Here is a 1,745-nt window from a genome sequence, read left to right as displayed (position 1 = left end):
ATGAACTGAAGACTCAATTCTTTGCCAATGTTAGCCACGAGTTCCGCACACCGTTAACCTTGATGCTGGGACCGCTGGAGGAGCTGCTGGCCCAATTCGCTCCGTCGAGCCCTGCCGCTGACGCTGCCTTACATGAAGAACTCGACCTAATCCATCGCAATGGCTTGCGCTTGCTAAAGCTGGTGAATTCGCTGCTTGATTTCTCGCGTATCGAAGCCGGACGCATGGTGGCCGCGTATGAAGCCACGGATCTGGCGGTTTATACCAGAGAGCTGGCCAGTGTATTCGGCTCCGCCACCGAGAAGGCGGGGTTGAAATTGATCGTAACCTGCCCAGCAATGGCGGAAACAGTATACGTGGACCGGCAGATGTGGGAAAAAATAGTCATCAATCTGCTAAGCAATGCCTTTAAACATACCTTCAACGGCGAAATTGAAGTTTCATTACGTGAACGCGGACAAAGGGTTGATCTGGCGGTGCGCGACACCGGTGTCGGCATCGCGGCCGATCAACTTGACCATGTGTTCGAACGCTTCCATCGGGTGCCGAACGTGCCCGCGCGCAGTTACGAAGGAACCGGTATCGGCTTGGCTCTGGTCCGCGAGCTGGCCCGCTTGCACGGCGGCGATATCTCTGTCACCAGCACGCCTGGCGTCGGCAGCACCTTTACCGTTTCCATCCCGACCGGCACGGCACATTTGCCGGCTGAACAAATTCAGCCGGCGCGGACCGACAACACTCGTTTGATTTGTGCTGACTTTTTGGCCGACGAAGCCTTGCACTGGGCACACGGCACCAAGTTGGACAATAGTTCAGGCTCGCAAATCGTAACCGATCAATCGACACACTCAAGCGACGGCGTAATTATCGTACTGGCCGATGACAACGCCGACATGCGCAATTATGTTTCCCGACTGTTACACGCGCAGGGTTACGCGGTGACCGCGGTTCAAGACGGCGAAGAGGCGCTTGCCGCCGTGTGCAACCAGGCGCCGGACCTGGTGCTGACCGACATCATGATGCCGGGGCTGGACGGCATCGGTTTGCTGAATGCGTTGCGGGAAAATCAAGAAACCAGCACGATTCCGGTCATTTTGCTGTCGGCGCGCGCCGGAGAGGAAGAGCGCATACAAGGATTGAAACATAAGGCCGATGGCTACTTGACCAAGCCATTTTCTGCGCGCGAATTGCTGGCCCAAATCGAGGCGAGTCTGGAAATCTCACGCTTGCGTAGAGAGGCCGAAACCCAATCGCGCCACCAGGAGGCCGAGCGCGAATTTCGCGCGCTGGCGGAGACCATGCCGCAAATGGTCTGGGCCACCCGGCCCGACGGTTGGAATATCTACCATAACCGCCGCTGGGTCGAATATACCGGCCTTACGGTCGAGGCCAGTTACGGCCATGCCTGGATTTCCGTGTTACACCCGGACGATAGGAACTACGCTTGGGAAGCCTGGCAGCGGGCGACGCAAAATCAGGACAGCTATTCCATCGAATGCCGCATGCGGCGGTCGGACGGCATATACCGCTGGTGGCTAATCCGAGGCATGCCGCTGTTGAATGCACAAGGCCGAATTGAAAAGTGGTACGGCACCTGCACCGACATTCAAGACCTCAAGGAAGCCGACCGTGCTAGCCGCGAAAGTGAAGCCAGGCTGCATTTTGCGTTGGAAATATGTAACACCGGGGCTTGGGAACTTGATCTGGAAACGCACGCGGCGTACCGCTCGATAGAACATGCCCGT

1 protein-coding gene is annotated in these 1,745 nt (G+C 57.1%); it reads left to right on the top strand.

The genetic code is table 11. The features are described 5' to 3' along the window. A partial coding sequence (locus AC3B8H_RS21045; protein ID WP_488443462.1) for a response regulator occupies positions 1 to 1,745 on the top strand: 1,745 nt, incomplete at both ends.

The sequence above is a fragment of the Methylomonas sp. BG-2 genome, from assembly GCF_057766305.1.
Note: the sequence above shows the minus strand (reverse complement) of the source record. Positions and strands in the feature narration are given on the sequence as shown.